Annotated in this window: 14 protein-coding genes and 2 pseudogenes; 2 read left to right on the forward strand and 14 right to left on the reverse strand. The window is 40.4% G+C overall.

Translation table 11 applies throughout. From position 1 onward, the window contains the following. The first annotated feature begins 64 nt into the window (after positions 1–64). Positions 65–1,927, forward strand: coding sequence for an ATP-dependent zinc metalloprotease FtsH (gene ftsH, locus NMG48_RS11045; protein WP_271251620.1), 1,863 nt, complete (start codon positions 65–67; stop codon positions 1,925–1,927). A gap of 223 nt (positions 1,928–2,150) precedes the next feature. Here the strand turns inward: ftsH and darG are convergent, their stop codons facing one another. From darG to rpsP, 12 genes and pseudogenes are all read right to left on the reverse strand, one after another. Beyond that, positions 2,151–3,203, reverse strand: coding sequence for a type II toxin-antitoxin system antitoxin DNA ADP-ribosyl glycohydrolase DarG (gene darG / locus NMG48_RS11050; protein WP_271251621.1), 1,053 nt, complete (start codon positions 3,201–3,203; stop codon positions 2,151–2,153). Positions 3,204–3,207: 4 nt separating this feature from the next. After that, a pseudogene (gene darT / locus NMG48_RS11055) lies at positions 3,208–3,870 on the reverse strand (type II toxin-antitoxin system toxin DNA ADP-ribosyl transferase DarT). A gap of 92 nt (positions 3,871–3,962) precedes the next feature. After that, complete coding sequence (locus NMG48_RS11060; RefSeq protein ID WP_271251622.1) at positions 3,963–5,000, reverse strand: hypothetical protein; 1,038 nt, start codon at positions 4,998–5,000, stop codon at positions 3,963–3,965. Positions 5,001–5,064: 64 nt separating this feature from the next. After that, positions 5,065–5,613: pseudogene (locus NMG48_RS11065) on the reverse strand (transposase); the annotation flags it as partial. Positions 5,614–5,642: 29 nt separating this feature from the next. Next, positions 5,643–6,011, reverse strand: coding sequence for a helix-turn-helix domain-containing protein (locus NMG48_RS11070; protein WP_271251623.1), 369 nt, complete (start codon positions 6,009–6,011; stop codon positions 5,643–5,645). A gap of 198 nt (positions 6,012–6,209) precedes the next feature. Then, complete coding sequence (locus tag NMG48_RS11075) at positions 6,210–6,596, reverse strand: type II toxin-antitoxin system VapC family toxin (RefSeq protein WP_271251624.1); 387 nt, start codon at positions 6,594–6,596, stop codon at positions 6,210–6,212. Next, positions 6,580–6,846, reverse strand: a complete 267-nt coding sequence (locus NMG48_RS11080; protein ID WP_271251625.1) for a hypothetical protein — start codon at positions 6,844–6,846, stop codon at positions 6,580–6,582. Before NMG48_RS11080 ends, NMG48_RS11075 begins: the two co-directional genes overlap by 17 nt. Before the next feature lie 135 nt (positions 6,847–6,981). Continuing rightward, positions 6,982–10,467 (reverse strand): ribonucleoside-triphosphate reductase, adenosylcobalamin-dependent, encoded by a 3,486-nt coding sequence (gene nrdJ, locus NMG48_RS11085; protein ID WP_271251626.1) that lies wholly within the window; start codon positions 10,465–10,467, stop codon positions 6,982–6,984. Between the two features lie 309 nt (positions 10,468–10,776). Then, a complete protein-coding gene (locus tag NMG48_RS11090; protein ID WP_271251627.1) occupies positions 10,777–10,920 on the reverse strand; it encodes a hypothetical protein in 144 nt (47 codons plus the stop codon). A gap of 33 nt (positions 10,921–10,953) precedes the next feature. Beyond that, complete coding sequence (locus tag NMG48_RS11095; protein WP_271251628.1) at positions 10,954–12,213, reverse strand: competence/damage-inducible protein A; 1,260 nt, start codon at positions 12,211–12,213, stop codon at positions 10,954–10,956. Positions 12,214–12,263: 50 nt separating this feature from the next. Next, positions 12,264–12,635 (reverse strand): KH domain-containing protein, encoded by a 372-nt coding sequence (locus tag NMG48_RS11100; RefSeq protein ID WP_271251629.1) that lies wholly within the window; start codon positions 12,633–12,635, stop codon positions 12,264–12,266. Positions 12,636–12,706: 71 nt separating this feature from the next. Next, the gene (rpsP, locus tag NMG48_RS11105) at positions 12,707–12,955 is read right to left on the reverse strand and encodes a 30S ribosomal protein S16 (protein ID WP_126385114.1); all 249 of its coding nucleotides are present in this window, start codon (positions 12,953–12,955) and stop codon (positions 12,707–12,709) included. Between the two features lie 120 nt (positions 12,956–13,075). On the opposite strand from rpsP, the gene NMG48_RS11110 reads away from it, so the two are divergent. After that, complete coding sequence (locus NMG48_RS11110) at positions 13,076–14,026, forward strand: glycosyltransferase family 2 protein (RefSeq protein WP_271251630.1); 951 nt, start codon at positions 13,076–13,078, stop codon at positions 14,024–14,026. Positions 14,027–14,037: 11 nt separating this feature from the next. Here NMG48_RS11110 and NMG48_RS11115 read toward each other — a convergent pair whose 3' ends face one another. Continuing rightward, positions 14,038–15,567 carry a glycosyltransferase family 2 protein gene (locus NMG48_RS11115; RefSeq protein WP_271251631.1) on the reverse strand — a complete coding sequence of 510 codons (1,530 nt, stop codon included), beginning with the start codon at positions 15,565–15,567 and terminating at the stop codon, positions 14,038–14,040. Positions 15,568–15,905: 338 nt separating this feature from the next. Continuing rightward, positions 15,906–17,063: a glycosyltransferase gene (locus NMG48_RS11120; protein ID WP_271251632.1), complete on the reverse strand. Its 1,158-nt coding sequence runs from the start codon at positions 17,061–17,063 to the stop codon at positions 15,906–15,908. Positions 17,064–17,067: the final 4 nt, after the last annotated feature.

Here is a 17,067-nt window from a genome sequence, read left to right on the forward strand (position 1 = left end):
AACCTTAGACCAACATTTCTATAATGACTTTAGTAACAGATTGTAAAGTTTAAAAAATAAAAAAATGGCTGTAAAAAAAGAAGACCCCAAGCGATCGCGTGCTCGTCTGATTGGCAATGTCCTATTGCTGATCGGCTCAGGATTGCTCATAATAAACATCTTTCTCCCAAATCTGTTTGCTCCCGCCTTGCCTCGCGTTCCCTATAGCCTCTTCGTCCATGAGGTCGAAGAGGGGCATGTCGCAAGGGTATATATAGGACAAGACCAAATCACCTATCAATTAAAAGGTGTCAGCCCCGAAGTTGCTGGAGATGTGATCTCCACTACACCTATTTTTGATTTGAACTTACCCGAACGTCTCGAAAAGAGTAACGTCGAATTTGCGGCAGCTCCTGTCAAAAAGGATAGCTGGTTTGGTACATTACTAAGTTGGGTCATTCCTCCCTTAATTTTTGTCGGTATTTTCCAACTCTTTAGCCGTAACGGTGGCGGCGGCGCTCCTGGTGGCTTGCAAATCGGTAAGAGCAAGGCAAAGGTTTATGTTGAAGGTGAATCGACAAAGACTTTATTTGGTGATGTTGCAGGTGTTGATGAAGCTAAGCAAGAACTCCAAGAAATTGTCCAGTTCCTCAAGACTCCTGAGAAATACACCAAAATCGGCGCGAAGATTCCCAAAGGTGTATTGCTAGTGGGCCCCCCCGGAACAGGTAAAACCCTCCTCGCTAAGGCTGTGGCTGGTGAAGCAGGCGTTCCCTTCTTCAGCATCTCTGGTTCTGAATTTGTCGAACTCTTTGTTGGTGTCGGTTCTTCGCGAGTCCGTGACCTGTTTGAACAAGCCAAAAAACAATCTCCTTGTATCATCTTTATCGATGAACTTGATGCGATCGGTAAGGCGCGTTCTAGCGGTGGTATGTACGGCGGTAACGACGAACGCGAACAAACTCTCAACCAATTGCTTACGGAAATGGATGGTTTCGGTGTAGATGGAACAACCGTAATCGTACTTGCGGCAACCAACCGTCCTGAAACCCTTGACCAAGCATTGTTACGTCCCGGTCGTTTCGATCGCCAAGTATTAGTTGATCGCCCCGACAAGAGTGGACGCTTAGCAATTCTCAAAATCCATGCAGCGAAAGTAACTCTCGACCAAAGTGTTGACCTCGAAACGATCGCTACCCGTACGTCAGGATTTGCAGGTGCAGACCTTGCCAACCTCGTTAATGAAGCAGCGCTACTTGCGGCTCGTGCTGGACGTGAAACTGTCTTGCTCGAAGACTTTGCTGAAGCTGTCGAACGTGTAGTTGCTGGTCTGGAAAAGAAGAGTCGTGTTCTCAATGAGAATGAGAAACGGATTGTTGCCTATCACGAAGTTGGTCACGCTCTAGTTGGTGCATTAAACCCCGGAAGCGGCAAGGTTGAGAAAATCTCCATCGTGCCTCGCGGCATGGCGGCTCTTGGCTATACCTTGCAACTACCCACAGAAGATCGCTTCCTATTAAGCAAAGAAGAAATCGAAGCCCAAATTGCAACTCTCCTCGGTGGGCGATCGGCAGAAGAAATTATCTTCGGTAGCATTACTACTGGTGCATCCAATGACCTGCAACGTGCTACGGAACTCGCCGATAAGATGGTAACTAGCTACGGTATGAGCGAAGTCTTGGGACCTCTTGCTTACCAAAAGCAACAAAATCAATTCCTCGGTGGTATGGAGATGGCACGTAATGTCAGCCCTGCAACTTCGGAAGCGATCGACAAGGAAATCAAAACCATCGTCGAAAATGCCCATGCCAAGGCGCTAGCGATTCTCAATGCTAATCGTGATTTGCTAGAGTCAATCTCTGAGAAGCTTTTGGAAACAGAAGTAATCGAGGGTGAATTCCTAACTGGTTTGCTAGCTCAAGTTAAACCTGCTGAAGTTAATGTCTAGAAATATCAATAAGTGCGTCGATGCAGTGGCAATCCATAAATTGCTGTTTGTAAAGTCCTCATAAACAAAAAACGAATCGCATTGCGATTCGTTTTTTGTTTATGGTTAATTTTCTTTAGAAGTTTTAGCGATCGCATTATGTCAACAATCACTTCAAAAGGTAGAGATAAATTTACGGTTACTTAGTTTGTCGGCATAGTAGGAACTTTTTACGCTTGACAGGTTATTGCATATTGAATTTTGGTAGCCAACCAGCCTCACGCAATCGTTCCCACGCTACATGAATATGACGAGATTCAAACATACGTTTTCTAGTATTCCAATCATAGATTTTGGCGACAGCTAATTCTGCGGTTGTTGCTTCTTCTCTCGTGGCAACCCAATGTACCGTTGATAGCAATTCCATTCCAAAAGTTGTTTCAAATCCTTTAATCAGAACGGCAACACGATCAAACCTTAGCCTTGTAGACTCATGCTCTGCAAGAAATGATTCAGCTTGCTCAAAAGCATTAGGAATCAATTCTAGTGGCTTGTCTGGTCGATCTTCAGCATCGCCATAGCCACTGATAAAATGCCCTTCAATATAACTGAGAACATGGCGTAGATTTTCAGCATAAGGACCATAGGGAGCCTTTTGATAATTTAGCCGCAGAGGTTCGCCAGCCTCCTGCATAAAGTACATGAGCTTATGCACTTCTAACAGGGTAACGCTAGGATCCATAACAGCAGATAAATAGCGGCGCATCAGTCCTAATAGAGCGGCTCGTCCCACAGTCATATTTGGAACTTTACTCTCTTTGACCATCACACTAGCTTGAGGCGCACCTACAGGCTCAAATAGCAAAACAGCTACTTCTGGTAGGGACTGAAAAGCTTCAATAATTAGTGGACGTACATCTTCCCAGTTTAGACCACCTAAACCACAACCTAATGGAGGAATTGCGATCGAGCGAATCTGATGTTGCTGTACCACATTTATTAAATCTTCTAGCCCAGCCTTAATGTCTTCGATGTGGCTTTTGCTTTTCCAGTGGCGCTTAGTTGGAAAGTTGATAATGAAGCGAGGCGCATACAAACGATTCAGGTCATACACAAACATTTTGCCTGCTTGCACTTCGTTAGCTTTGCAAGCGGCTTCATAAACCTTGAAATTTTCTGGAAATGCTTTGCGGAATTGTAGTGCAATGCCACGACCCATAACGCCAACACAATTGACGGTGTTAACCAACGCTTCAGCGTCAGCTTTGAGGATATCGCCTTGAGTTAGCTCAATCATGGGTTTAGCGTCTGCTATCAAAGTACCAATTAGGTTCTACGGCTATAACTGGTTTGTGGGCGACATTTGCTAAAGTCGTCTTAACCTTTGTTGCCATCGTACTATTGATTATCCCAATTTTCTCAATCAATGTCCACGGAAAGACATCAAACATCAAAAACTCCGCTTGTTTCCCTTCCTTGATTTTAGCATCACGAAAATCTGAAGAAAAAACAGCACCCCAGTCAATCTCGTTAAGTTTAGAGGGGTGATTGTAAAAGTTAGTCAAGTAAGCACCTGCATTACCATTACTGAATGCCCAATTTACGCTGTTTGAGTTTGCCCAATTAATGACTTTATGGAAGTCGGCTTGCAAATGAACTATCGGTTGTTGACCTCCTTTCTAGCTAATATCAGGATGGTTTCCCATGTGTAGCATAAAAAGCATTATTGAACGTGGACAGAAGTAAAAAGGTACATACTGTCCAACCATTGTTTTTGGATGACATGGGACTTCTATCTCTTTGAGTCTTCTTTCCTTAATAGTGGACATTCCCACTAATGAACAAGAAAGACCTCTTGCTACGCGGGTTGCATCTGAAACTAATCCCATATTGGCGGCAATATTTGGCAGGTTGTCGATATGGGTAATGTGATAAATCTTGGGACTGGGAGGGACTGATGCCATTTAATTATACATATCCTTATATCACATCATTTCGATTAATGATTAAAAAGTAGAGATAGCTTTTTGCAGATGCCAAAAACTATATTCACACTTTATACTCTCGAATATGGAACTCTATATTCAGAAGAAACACCATCTAATTGAAACTCTGCGTAGAGTGTTGCGTCGCCCTGCCAAGTTACTTTCCGAGTACTAGGAAACTCTAAAATCAATTCGGAGCCATGATCACTACAATAGTAAACAACATCAGGTGTTGCTTTAGAAAACTCATCTTTAAAGAAAAGTGATGGCAGACGGCTGATCTGCTTTGAAATTTTCTCTAGCTCTTGCCAATTAGAAGTAGACTCAATTACAACTACTGAAGGATGTAGATCTATTCTATGAGTATGTCGAACAGCCCTAATGATCGCTTTCTTTAGATAGCGACCAATACAATAGAGATTTGCAAAATGAAACCGCAAATCACGATTAAGAGAGATTGCAGTATCTCCCTTATGATGAACGGCAAAATCAGCTCCAATAACTCCATCTGGCTGCATACCTTCCAGAAAATAACCAACTATACGAGCATTCGGGTAAGGGAATTGGATACCGCTTTTTAGATCTTGAACAACAATATCACGACCTCGTGAGTAAACCATTATTGAACGAAGTTGACCACCGTTGTGTTTGATTTTATTTACAATAATAGCCAATGGATTTTTATAATCCTTGATATTTCTTTCAAAATCTTTGTAGGTAGGATGCTTAGCTTTCTCAAGCCAACGCTCCACAAAAAGTGTATTGTTAGCTCTTAAATCAGGTGGGTGAAGTGTTTTAAGAATGCGATAACAATCATCAATATGAGACTGCATAGCGCTAAGTAACTCCTTCTGAAGATCTGGCAACTTATCTAATCTATAAGTCGGATTCCCATTAGCATCAAACAAGGCGTTAGATATTTGATCTAACTCGCTCAAAACAGATATGAAAGCTTTTACTATTCTATCTATTGAACGATTATAAATTGAAAATGGATGATACTCTGTATGGTCAGGATGAAAAAGAATGCTATCAGGCAGATTCTTTAAATAGTTGAATACTTCAGGGTAGAGATTACCGTCTTTATAAGTTTTACGCTCAATTTTCATGATTAACTTGCCACGCAATTGAATCTGAACACTTGTTTCACAACAGCTACAGTCCATTGAGGGATTAAGTAGTACAGTAACAACACTTAGTAAACCAATTTTTGAAGAAATCTTTTTCTAACAAGTAAGGGAAAACGTTGATTAAATGCTGAAGTAGTTTTTGAGAATGAGGTCTAAGCAATCTAATAAAATATTTGAGAACCGACCACATCATCTCAATTGGATTAAAATCAGGAGAATAGGTGGGTAAGTACAAAATCTTAGCACCTGTCGCTGTAATTGCTTTTGCGACCCCCTCAACTTTATGGCAGTTGAGGTTATCCATGATGATCCTATGCTCAGGACGTAATTTAGGTACTAGGTCATCTTGGACAAAGGTGAGAAAATCTGCTCCTTTCATAGAACCCTGAATCGTTTTCAGGCAAACAATCCCATCAACTGAAATAGCGCCAATTATTGTGTATTTCTGACCTTTGTAAAAGGGACGAAGACTGAATACTCTTTTGCCACATTCACTTCTTGCCACAGAGCGTTCCATCCCCTGCCATACTCCCGTTTCATCAATACAAATCAGATCTTCAGCTTTCACTTCATTCAATGCTTCCCAAAATTCACATCTTTGCTGTTGTACTGCCTCACTTTTTACCTTTTCATGGCGATAGGTCTTTTTTTTAGAGTGATGTTATGCCTCTGGAAAAATCGGCACATGCTGCCTGTGGTCACTGATACTCCTGTTTGTTCTGCTACTTCTTCACAGTACTGCCATAGTGTCCAATCTGGATGCTCTGAGACAATTTCGAGGATTTTCTCCTGATGCGCTTCGAGGGGACTTTTGATTGGACTACCTAATGGTTTGTGGTTTAGTTCTCCTGTCTCTCGGTATTGATTCAGTAGTTTTTGCACTGTTTTCGTCGCGACTTGAAATTGCTTCGCTACTTCCCGAATCGATGTATTTCCTGCTTCGTAGTTTGCTACGATCTTTTCTCTGAGATCTAGTGAGTAAGGTGCCATTTTTTACTCTCTTTTGGGTTTTGCTATCCTAGCTTATCTTGTACTACTCTTTCCCTCAATAGGCTGTATAACTGCTCAGTTAGATAGAGAGCATCTATAGACTTAGCGATTTAAGATTGCTTGATTTTTCTTTGGTAAACATAGTCTTTGTCTATCTCCGTTTCATTAGCGAACAATCGTAACTTGAAATCAACTGAGCTACAGCCTCTTGTATGGTTGCACAGTTGTGAGATTTGGAATCACTGCATAGTGCTTGACATTAAACGTATGTAACGGCACACCTAAAGAAATAGAAGTTTGACCAATCAAAGCATCAATCAAACCAAGACCATGACTGAGGTTATACTCTGCAAACACTTCTAAAGCTTGATTACAAGTTTCGGCTGTCGCCCAGACAACCTCAAAATTAGCAATCAATTTTCGGACTTGCTGCAATTCAATCTTGTTATTACATCCCTGCATTAGTTCCATTGCCACATATCCAGATAAAGCAATCTTCTCATCCTCTAGAGATTCTAACCAACTAATCGCAGGAGGATATCTTCGCAGGAAATCGATGATAATGTCACTATCCAAAAAGATCATAACGTTTCGCTTGAGATTGTTCGCGCAACTGCCGAGCGTAGGTCAGACTATCCTTAATATCAGTACGATTTTCCCACACACCAATTAACCCAGAATTTAGTAATTGACGAGCAGTAAAAGTTTTTTTAGGCTCAGGCAAAGGAGAAAGCGAAACTACTACATCAACCTGTTGCCCTTGAAAAACAGGCAGATTGCTTAGATGAATTTCACCGTCTTTTTCTATAGTTTGTTGTAACCGAATTGCTTGCATAGCTTTATATTTCCTGCTTGTGCATACATTCTTAAAGCATATTTTAGATTATAGCCGAATTCAAACTCTTAGTAATTTAGGTGATTAGCAAGAAAATTTCTATCTAATCACCTAAATCATTATGTTGAAACGAGCTTATGGCTTCTGTTCAGGGAACATACACTTATCAGAATCGCAACCCGCAGGGCCAGCATCCATCAACTCACCCGAATCATAACGCAACAAACTTGCGTAAAAATCATCAGACTTGCGACGTACTAGCACCTCAGCACTGAGCTTCTCATAAGTTGCCTTATCGATTGGTTCAAAGGGCAAACGGGGGAAAGTTTGCAGATCATCAAAACGCGCTAATAGCGCCGCCGAGATATAACCCTCATCATCACGAATCGCTTCGTAAATCTTCTTCCCTAAAGGCTCGATTTCATGCTCGCGCAATTCCAAAGTTGCGGAAGTATTATGGCGAGTGTAATGCTTCTGCACCTGCATATAGAAATCAAACTGCGCCATCACATCGAACTTACTGATTTCCACCTGATCAGCACCGTCAAGGTCAGCCCAAGAAACACTCACAGGAATCTCCACCAACCATTCCGTACATCTCGGATCGAAAGGATCGTTTAGCAATTGTCCATTCTCATCCTTATCCGATTGCGAAGGAATGATGCTATAGCCATAGTCCATGCAAGCCCGTGCCACAGGATCTTCCTTACGGAAAGTGATCCGACGGATAAAGCGCTGCGCCTTCGGCGGATGCCATCCAGGGGAAGCACCAGTCAGTAAGGATTTTGTGCCTGCTGGTTGAGTTGTCGTGCAACGATTCGGGCGGCGTAAACCATGCGCGTCGCAATATTCCCAAACCGTCTGATGCACAATCTCACGCCAGCGATTTAGATAATCAGCTTCCTTCTCTTTGAAGTCTAGCCCCTGCACCGTGTCAGGACGACCTGCTTCCCACCAACGCAACCATTCCACACCAAAGGCATGAACGAAGAAATCAAATAGTCCTGTGAAGGATACACCCACAATTGGGTCAACTTCACGGCTAAATTGATAGCGTTCTTCATTGAAGAGATGATTGAGCAAAGCCGCGACAGATAAAGCACCTGCCTTAAAGGCTTCTTCCTGTTCTTTCTCATTGCGAGGATTGAGTTGATTGAGATGCACCTCAGACAAATTGCAATGGAAGTCAGCCCCAGTTATTTCACCACAAGGATTGAGAGCATAACGCTGTAATCTGTGTTCTAACTCACGTTCAGTGACTTCGGTCTGCTGCGATCGCAACCATTCTTTTCCTTCGCCTTTCACATAAGCCGCTAAGAAATCACGCTTTAGTTCGGGAGTTGTAATCAAGTCTGCGTTAGAACGGGCGATCGCTTCACCCGCCCATTGAATTGCTCCTTCACCTGAATAATATTGCTTACGAACAGCATCAATACATTCTTGTTCAGTGGGTTTACGATGGAATACTCTTGTGTGGTTCGCCATTCTCAAAGCATCGCGCTCAGGATCGATGCGCCAGTTACCTGCTTCATCCTGCTGCCAGAGATTATCCTTTGCGACAGAACCGAGCGCATCTTCAGAAGAGAATTGCCTCATACCTGCACTGTTTGAAACAAGAATACCTTCACAAACAAACTCATGAATGGAAGCAACTTCAATGTCATAAGTCGGCGCAACTCTGACATCAAACTCAACTGATTTTACCTTTACAGGAATTAAATCTGTGCATTCAGGAATATATTTCTTCACTGTGAGTGCAGGCATTTGTTTGTGAACTGCCCCCCAATGATACTGATAGGTATTTACAATCGGTCTGACCATTGATTTTGGAAATCCATGATCATTAAATGACTTAGGACGAACTTTTTGGATTTGAGCAAAACGTAATGAATAAGTGGAAAACAAGTTAGCTGTTTTATCAAAGGCTGTTTCACCAACAGTGACTAGTTCACCTTCCCATTTACCTGTGCGCTTGCGTGTAGAATGACACAACCTAGCTGTGATCCCTAATGAAGCATAGACCGATTGAACTTGACGCAAGAAATCAGAATGCACTGATGCAACTAACACGCCTTGACTAAAACAACCATCAGCATCTGCCAACCCAGCTAGGTATGCTTCACGGATATTAGCAGTTGCCAACAATATGCAGTCAGGGATGTTAATCGAAGTAAAGGCTTGTTTGAATTGAGATAGATACTGATTGAGCGCACTAGAGTTGAATTGAAGTTCAAAAGCCTTCGCTTTAGATTGTTCTGGTGTTCTCAGCGTATAAGTATCTAATCCAAATAGTTCTCCAACAGCGATGAGTTTATCAATGATCTGTTGTTGGTCTTCAGAAATTCGGAACCGCACGCGCCAACCATCACTTCCAACCGAGCCATCACCGTGCAAATAGCCAATGAAGTAGGCGACATCTGCGGTAAGTGCAGGAATAGTGATTCGTTTAGCATTCGGAGCTAACGTTCCTTTGAATTCTGGCAATTCAGTCGCAGTACCAGTAATGGCTTTTGGTACAAATATCAATCGGTCATCTGCCTTGAGATCTTTAGCTTTAACCATCCGATATGCGCCATATACATCTTCCAAGACTGCAACTTTATGGTCAGGTGTGCATTCAAAATAGCCGTCTTCGGTTTTGATTCGGCAAAGTGATTGTCTACCTTGATCAAAGAAGTTAGTAACAGGATAGAATCCCTTACTGGTTAGCACCCGATCTCCGATCCGAATTTTTTCAATTGGTACTAATCCAGATTCACTATGAACCAATGCCCCAGCAGGGAGACAACGACGAATATTACCAGCTACGATACAAACGGCGGCTTCATCGATGAGGATGCAGCACTCAACTGAGGTGAGTTGACGACCGATCGCTTTATTTAAAATGCTGGCGCAGCGATCATAAAGCGTAGGCAACTTGACAGGATTTGCCATGCCGCCGAAGCCTTTGAGGGGTTCACCACTGGGGCGGACATCGCTGATGTCAACGGTGATTTGAACGGGCTTGGATGCGTCAAACTTTTCATCGCTAGATAGCTCTAGGAGAGACTGGTAGGACTTGACCCAACCTTGACGACTATCGCCAACATGGAACTTAACTGCATTATTGGCATAGTCAAACTCGACTTCGGTATTGTGGCGACGCTTTTCGACGGGGGTTGCCCCGATCGCACCGATGACATTGACTTGTAACTGGTTACGAATTACTGGCAATTGGCTGATGTACTGCGGCTCTAATACGCCACCCGTGCCAGAGCCTTGCATGGCGAGATCCATCATCAAGCCAAAGGAGCGCCAGTCGATGACATTGGTGCTGGTGCAGTTGTAGGAGCCTGAGAAATTTTCAGGTCGATCAACCCAATCTGTACCACCGACCCACAACCAACGCCCAGAGGTGAGGGATTTAAGCTGCTTTTGCATCTTGTCGATCAGGTCAGCTTGTTCTTGGGTCAGCTTGCCTAGTGTTTTTAAACCTGTAAGTGTGCGATCGCATACCTCCGCCCAGCTTTCCCGCTTATTATTATATTTGCGGCTATAAGTCCTGAAAAATACGGGGTAAGCGGCAGGAGCGCTGTCGGGGAATCTAACCTCTTGGGAGAGGCGAATAAATTCTTGCACCATAAAAATGCTTCTATTTTAACGTTGAGTCAGATAATACCTTAACTCACATTTAGCGGCGAAATTCAATCAAAATTTATTTGTCACACTATTAGTGGATTTTTCTTTAGAAAACCTATAGCAATAAAAGGGTTGCTTAGGACATAAAACCCAAAAGTAGCAACCGCTACTTTTGGGTTTTGAAAAGCAAAAGATGAGAGATAGCTCAAAACGATATCTCTCATCTTTTATTTTTATTTGTCTTTTACTATGCTTGATGAAATAAATTTCCCCCACAAAATATAAGACTCGCAATGCGAGTCTTATGTAACCTTAATGGCGATGGTTGCGACGTGAGTTATTTCTTACTGGTATCGGAATCAACTCAGGTTGGGGATGGTTTTGTCCCAAAAGGGATTCCAAAACACGATTTAGAATTTCGCCGATCTCTTTCAGTGCTTTCTTGATCGCTTTCACTATGCTTGGCTCCCTATCATCATCTAGGTTTATTTACCCAATCATAACAAATCTTTTTCTAAACAAATCTAAAGCTGAGCTTACAGTTGCCATTCTGATCCAATTTCTACCTCTAGAGGGACTAAACCGCAACTCGATCGCCTCGACTTTGCCCTGAGGATCAGCGATCCCGACATAAACTAGCCCCACAGGTTTAGTCTCTGTGCCACCCGTTGGACCTGCGATCCCCGTAATGCTAATGCCCCAATCAGATTTAAGTTTTGACTTCACCCCGATCGCCATTTGTTCGGCAACGATCGCACTAACAGCACCATATTGATCGAGAGTTTGGTGATCGACATTTAACAAATCAGCCTTGACTTCATTGCTATAGCTAATCACACCACCGAGGAAATAGCTGGAGCTACCTGATACCTCTGTTATTGTTTGCCCTAACCATCCACCTGTGCAGGACTCGGCAACGGCGAGGGTTTGTCCGCGTTCTTGTAAGAGTTTACCTGCCACACTTGCTAAGGTTTCCTCATCAGTACCATAGCAAAACTCGCCTGTGAGTTCGCGGATTTCCGCTTCGACGGGGGCAATTAAGGCGATCGCCTCTTCTTGAGTATTGGCTCTTGCCGTAATCCTGAGTCTGGCTTGTCCATAGTTGGCATAGGGTGCAACTGTGGGATTTTTAAGATCGAATAAGTGATTGACTTTAGTTGCTAATGCTGATTCAGCGATCCCCCAGTACAGCAACACTTTGGAGTGAAATATGCCTTGTCCATAATTTCTGGCTTGCAACAAAGGGGCAGCCGTTTGCTCCCACATCGGATATAGCTCACTCGGTACACCGGGGAAGGTGAGAATTAATAAATTGGGTTGGGGTTCCCAGATCATGCCGGGGGCAGTACCAACGGGATTATGTAAAATTTCAGATCCCTTGGGTAGCAAGGCTTGTTTGCGATTGTTGGCAGTAAGTTGGCGACCAGTTTGCGCTGCCATTTGCTGAATGCGTTCCCAAATTTCGGGACGCTCTTCAAGGGGGGTATCAAAGAAATTAGCGATCGCCTCGGTGGTGAGATCGTCAGGTGTGGGTCCCAAGCCACCAGTAGTAATGATTAAGCTAGAGCGACTAGCGGCAATTTCTAGGGCTTGATGAATGCGATCGGGGTTATCTCCAACAACGGTTTGATAAAAATGTGGGACTCCCAATAACGCCAACTGTTGAGCTAGATATTGAGCATTACTATTCAGAATTTCGCCCAGTAATAACTCTGTCCCAATGCAAAGAATTTCCGCACCTGCATTCATATACTGTATTTCACTAAAAAATAAAGGGGTCGCTTAGCGACCCCTTTATTTTAGTTAATGATTTCACGTCGCTTCGGTTTTTCAACATTGATCCGAGGACGCTCGACCTGTACTTGTTGGCGTTCTCGACGCTCTGAGTTACTGTCTTGAGAGTCATCGGAGGTTGCGTTGGGGGTTGGGTCAAAAACTTCAAATCTGGCGCTATGACCAACTTCTTGGGCTGCGGTCATGACAACTGTCCGCACCGCTTGGATTGTTCGTCCCCCTTTGCCAAAAACTCGCCCTCGATCTTCTGGATCGAATGCAACTCTGATCCAGACGCGATCGCTTTTGCTATTTGACTCAAAATCTACCCGCAAGGCATCTGGATGAGCTAGTAATGGCTTTAGCAAAAAACTAATTAAGGAGTTATAGTCGGGCATTTTTTAGTTAGGCATTGCTGTTAGGCAAAAACTTATAATTATTTTATTTTAATTATTTTATTAATTATGTTTTAAGCGCTAACGAGATCGAATACCTTAGCTTTTTCGAGGATGCGACGTACTGTATCAGTGGGTTGAGCACCTTTTTTGATGCGATCGACGATCGCAGGTACATCAAGTTGGGTTTCTTTGGTACGTGGGTTGTAGAAACCAAGCTCGGCAAGGGGACGACCATCGCGGCGGCTGGTGCTATTGACAACTACAATGCGATAGCTGGCTTCAAACTTCTTGCCAAATCGCTTTAATCTCAACTTAATCATGGGTTTATGGCTCTAAAATTCTGCGTGATTCGGTTCAATATTTTAGCAGAATTATTACTATAGCATGATCATAATTTGTTTTCTGCTTCAATTAATCTAAATAACATAGATCCTAAAGCAATGTCTCATAGTCCTATTCTAAGCATTTGTATTCCAGCTTATAACCGCCCACTGTGGTTTCACCGAGCTTTAGAATCGATTGTGATAGGAAATAAGGAATTTGAGTCATCCGTGGAAATTGTTATTACGGATGACTCAAGCACTCAAGAATGTGAAGAAATTATGAGGCAAGTTTGCTGTCAATGGTCTGGTCAATGTATCTATGAACATCATCCAGTTCGTTTAGGCATGGTGGAAAATTGGAATCGCGCAATTAGCCTCACCACAGGACAGTATATAGTCGTTCTTCATGATGATGACTTTTTATTAAAGGATGCTATTACTAACATCCTTGCAACAATCAAAGCCGTAAATCATCCTGTTCTTTTATTTGGGGTTGAGGTAGTGGATGAGCAAGAAAGAGTCATGAAGCGGCAGATTTTTAAAGAAAATCAGTGGTTATCGCCACGAGATGCGTTGATAAGCCTATTGTCAAACTCGTCTTTTGTAAGATTTCCTGCGATCGTGGTCGCCCGTTCTGCTTTTGCAGAAATGGGAATGTTTCGGACTGAGTGGAGAGAGCCTTGCGATCTGGATATGTGGATTAGGCTATTTAGTCGATATGGTGTGTATTGTCTACAAGATGTCACAACAGCCTATCGAGTTCATGATCAAGCTTTGACAATGGGCGTATTCAATGAACAAACAATTAACCTATTATTAGGTTTGTTTGCGGAAGTGAAACAATTAAATATTTTAAGTTCAGAGGAAATTGTAAGTTGTAAAGCATTGTTTCTGTATCAGTTTATTTTAGCGGGAGCATGGCGACAGTTAAAACGAGGAAGGTTACAAGAATTTCGGAGAGTAATGGAATTAATGGATATTTCCGAGGTTAAAAATTTACCCTGTCCTAAAAAATGGTGGATGCTAAATTCTATCTTTAGAGTTTTGTCTAACGGACTACGCATCTGAACTGTCGGTAATTAGTTATTCAAGTTAATTCTATAGTCAAGGTGATTGCGCGAAAGATGAGGACTATAGCAAGGGTCATAATCTATATACTTCTTCCATTTTGTCTGCATATATTTAATTTCAGCATTAAATCTTTTCAGCTTTTCTGGTGTATCATCGTGACCTCTGCTTTTAGATTCATGATGATAAAGTTTAACGTGAGGTAAGTAGATATTTCTATATCCTTTTTCAATTATTTTTAGACAAAAGTCTATATCATTAAAAGCAACAGATAACTCTTCTTCAAAACCATTTACTTCATAAAAAATTTCTTTCCTGCACATTAAACAAGCACCAGTTACAGCTAGATAATTGTTAATTGTTTGTATCTGTCCGAAATAATTAATAGAATCTTGTTTGAAATGTTTATGACAGTGATCTGCAAGTCCTCCCATCCCTAAAATAACTCCTGCATGTTGCACAGTATTATCAGGATATAAAAGTAGCGAACCAACTGCGCCTATTGTATGACGCTGAGACTGCTCAACCATTGCATTCATCCAATCTGCATTTATGATTTCAGTATCATTGTTTAGAAACAATAAATACTTACCTTCGGCAAATTGAACTGCATAGTTGTTAATCTTAGAATAATTAAAAGGAATATCATATTTATAAACTTTAATCCTAAATGGTTCTTTAACTTGCCATTCTTTAATAGCTCTAATAGCATGGTTTTCTGTACTTCCGTTATCAACTAAGATTACTTGATAGTTGGGATAATTAGTTTTAGAAAAGATAGAGTTAAGACATCTATCTAAGACTTTCCCTAAATTCTTAGTTGGAATGATAATACTAACTAGATCGCATTCTTTTATTTGGTAACGGGGAATATAGTAACCGTTTTGAATTGATACTGATTCACATGCTGTATCTCTTCTATCAATTGCCTCGAAAATTGCTCTACAAGCTAAATTTGATATAGAATTTGATTTAGATCTTAAACGTTCATGATAAAGAATCTTAGAAACATGGTAAATTGCAGATGTTTGTTCTGTAAAGCGTAGCAATAAATCATAAACTTTTCCTTCATTAAACTCTTCCCTAAATCCCCCTATTTGAAGAATCAATTGTTTTCTATAGATACCTAAAGAGCCAGTATACATTCTAGATAAAAAACTATCAGGACACCAATCTGGCTTAAAAAATGGGTTTTTTAAATATCCTTGATCGTCTATTTTATCTTCATCTGAATAAATCATATCAGCATTAGGATATTTGTTTAGCTCTAATACCATTTGATAAATTGCATCATGGGTCAATAAGTCGCCATTCTCTATTAGAGATATAAATTCTCCATTTGCAATTTCTATAGCATTATTAAAATTGTCAGAATCATTATTAGTTTGATTGTCAAAAACTTTAATTTGCTCATATTTTGCAATATAATTTCCCAAAATATGATTGATTTCAGAATCTACTGATATATTCTTTATTACACATAATTCCCAATATGGATAAATTTGATTAGTAATAGATTCAAGAGTATCTTTAAGATACAAAAAATTGTTCTGGTCAATGGGAAGTATGATACTTATAACTGGCAGATAACTAAATTGATATAGAGTTTTTCGTAGATGTTTAATATCTGAGTTTCTAGGGAAATTCCTTATCAACCATAAGTAATACATATGATTTTGGGAAAAAGGGATTTCAGGTATGATTTTTAGCTTATATACAAAGCGCCAAATGATCGACAGAATAATTCTTGAAAACTTGTTTCTAAGTTTAAAAACAAATCTAACTATAGGATATAAAAAATTAGTTTTTACAAGTATAGACTTGATTCTATTTTTTAGAATAATTGAAATATTGATAATACTCATCATAAATCTTTTATTTATTTTTTGTTCGCATTCACATCAATTGAGGATTTTAGTCTAGATTTGAGTAGCTTTTTTAATGAAAACCAAATATTTCGCAGTTTCCAAAACTTACTCCTTGTGATGCCATTTAATTCGGCTTTTGCTTGGACTAATTCATTTTTTATCTGGGTTAGTTCATTCTGCAATTTTGTAATGCTATACAAATCAATTGTGCCAGTTAACTTTACAAAATCTTTATAGCTTAGAATATTTTGTATGTCTTTAGAATTTAACTTGTCAAAAATCACGCTTAATGCAAAATACTTAACTGCAAAAATTTCAATATTTAGCATTAATTTAGCAATTAAATATTGACGTATATTATTGTTGATATTTTTTTGATCATTAAATACTTCCATTTGATTGATTTCAGGAAATATCGTGTCTAAGTGATTAGTGACTTCTAGAGAGAGAAAATTATTATAAATCTGAGAAAGTTCTGCTGTTGATCTGATGTGGTTCTCTAATCTATTTCCACTAGCATTAGCTTCATTGTCACGGACTCGAAAACAAATTAATTCTTCTGGAATAATATGTATTTCGTATTTTTGGCATAGTCTAATCCAAAAATCAAAATCTGGTAATTGGGCAAAACGAGGATCGTATAAACCTACATTTTCATAACATTCTCTGCGAATAAGAATACTTGGATGGCAAAGACAATTACCATTATAGAAAAAATAATTTAGCCATTCAAATCTATTGCGATTTGGCTGTATAAAAATATTTTTATAAAAATGTTCTCCTTCAAAATCATCACTATTATCATTGATAATCTTTGCATAGCTAAATACTGCACCGATTTCAGGATGACTATTTAGAAAATTTAGTTGTATTTCGAGTTTATTAGGTAAAAAGACATCATCAGAGTTTAAGAGTGCAATAAATTTACCAGTTGAATTTTCTATGCAATTATTTACTGTAAGACAAGCACCCTTGTTCTCTGAAAAGACAAACAACTTAATTCGAGGGTCTGTGAATTCTTTGATTAAGTTAACTGATTTATCACTAGAGCCGTCATCAGTAATAACAATTTCAAAATCTTTATAGGTTTGATCTAAGACACTTTGAAGAGCTTCAGATATGTATTTCTCGTGATTATAAGACGGTATAACAACTGATATTGTAGGCATATTC

It is taken from the genome of Pseudanabaena sp. Chao 1811 (genome assembly GCF_027942295.1).
Classification (GTDB): domain Bacteria; phylum Cyanobacteriota; class Cyanobacteriia; order Pseudanabaenales; family Pseudanabaenaceae; genus Pseudanabaena.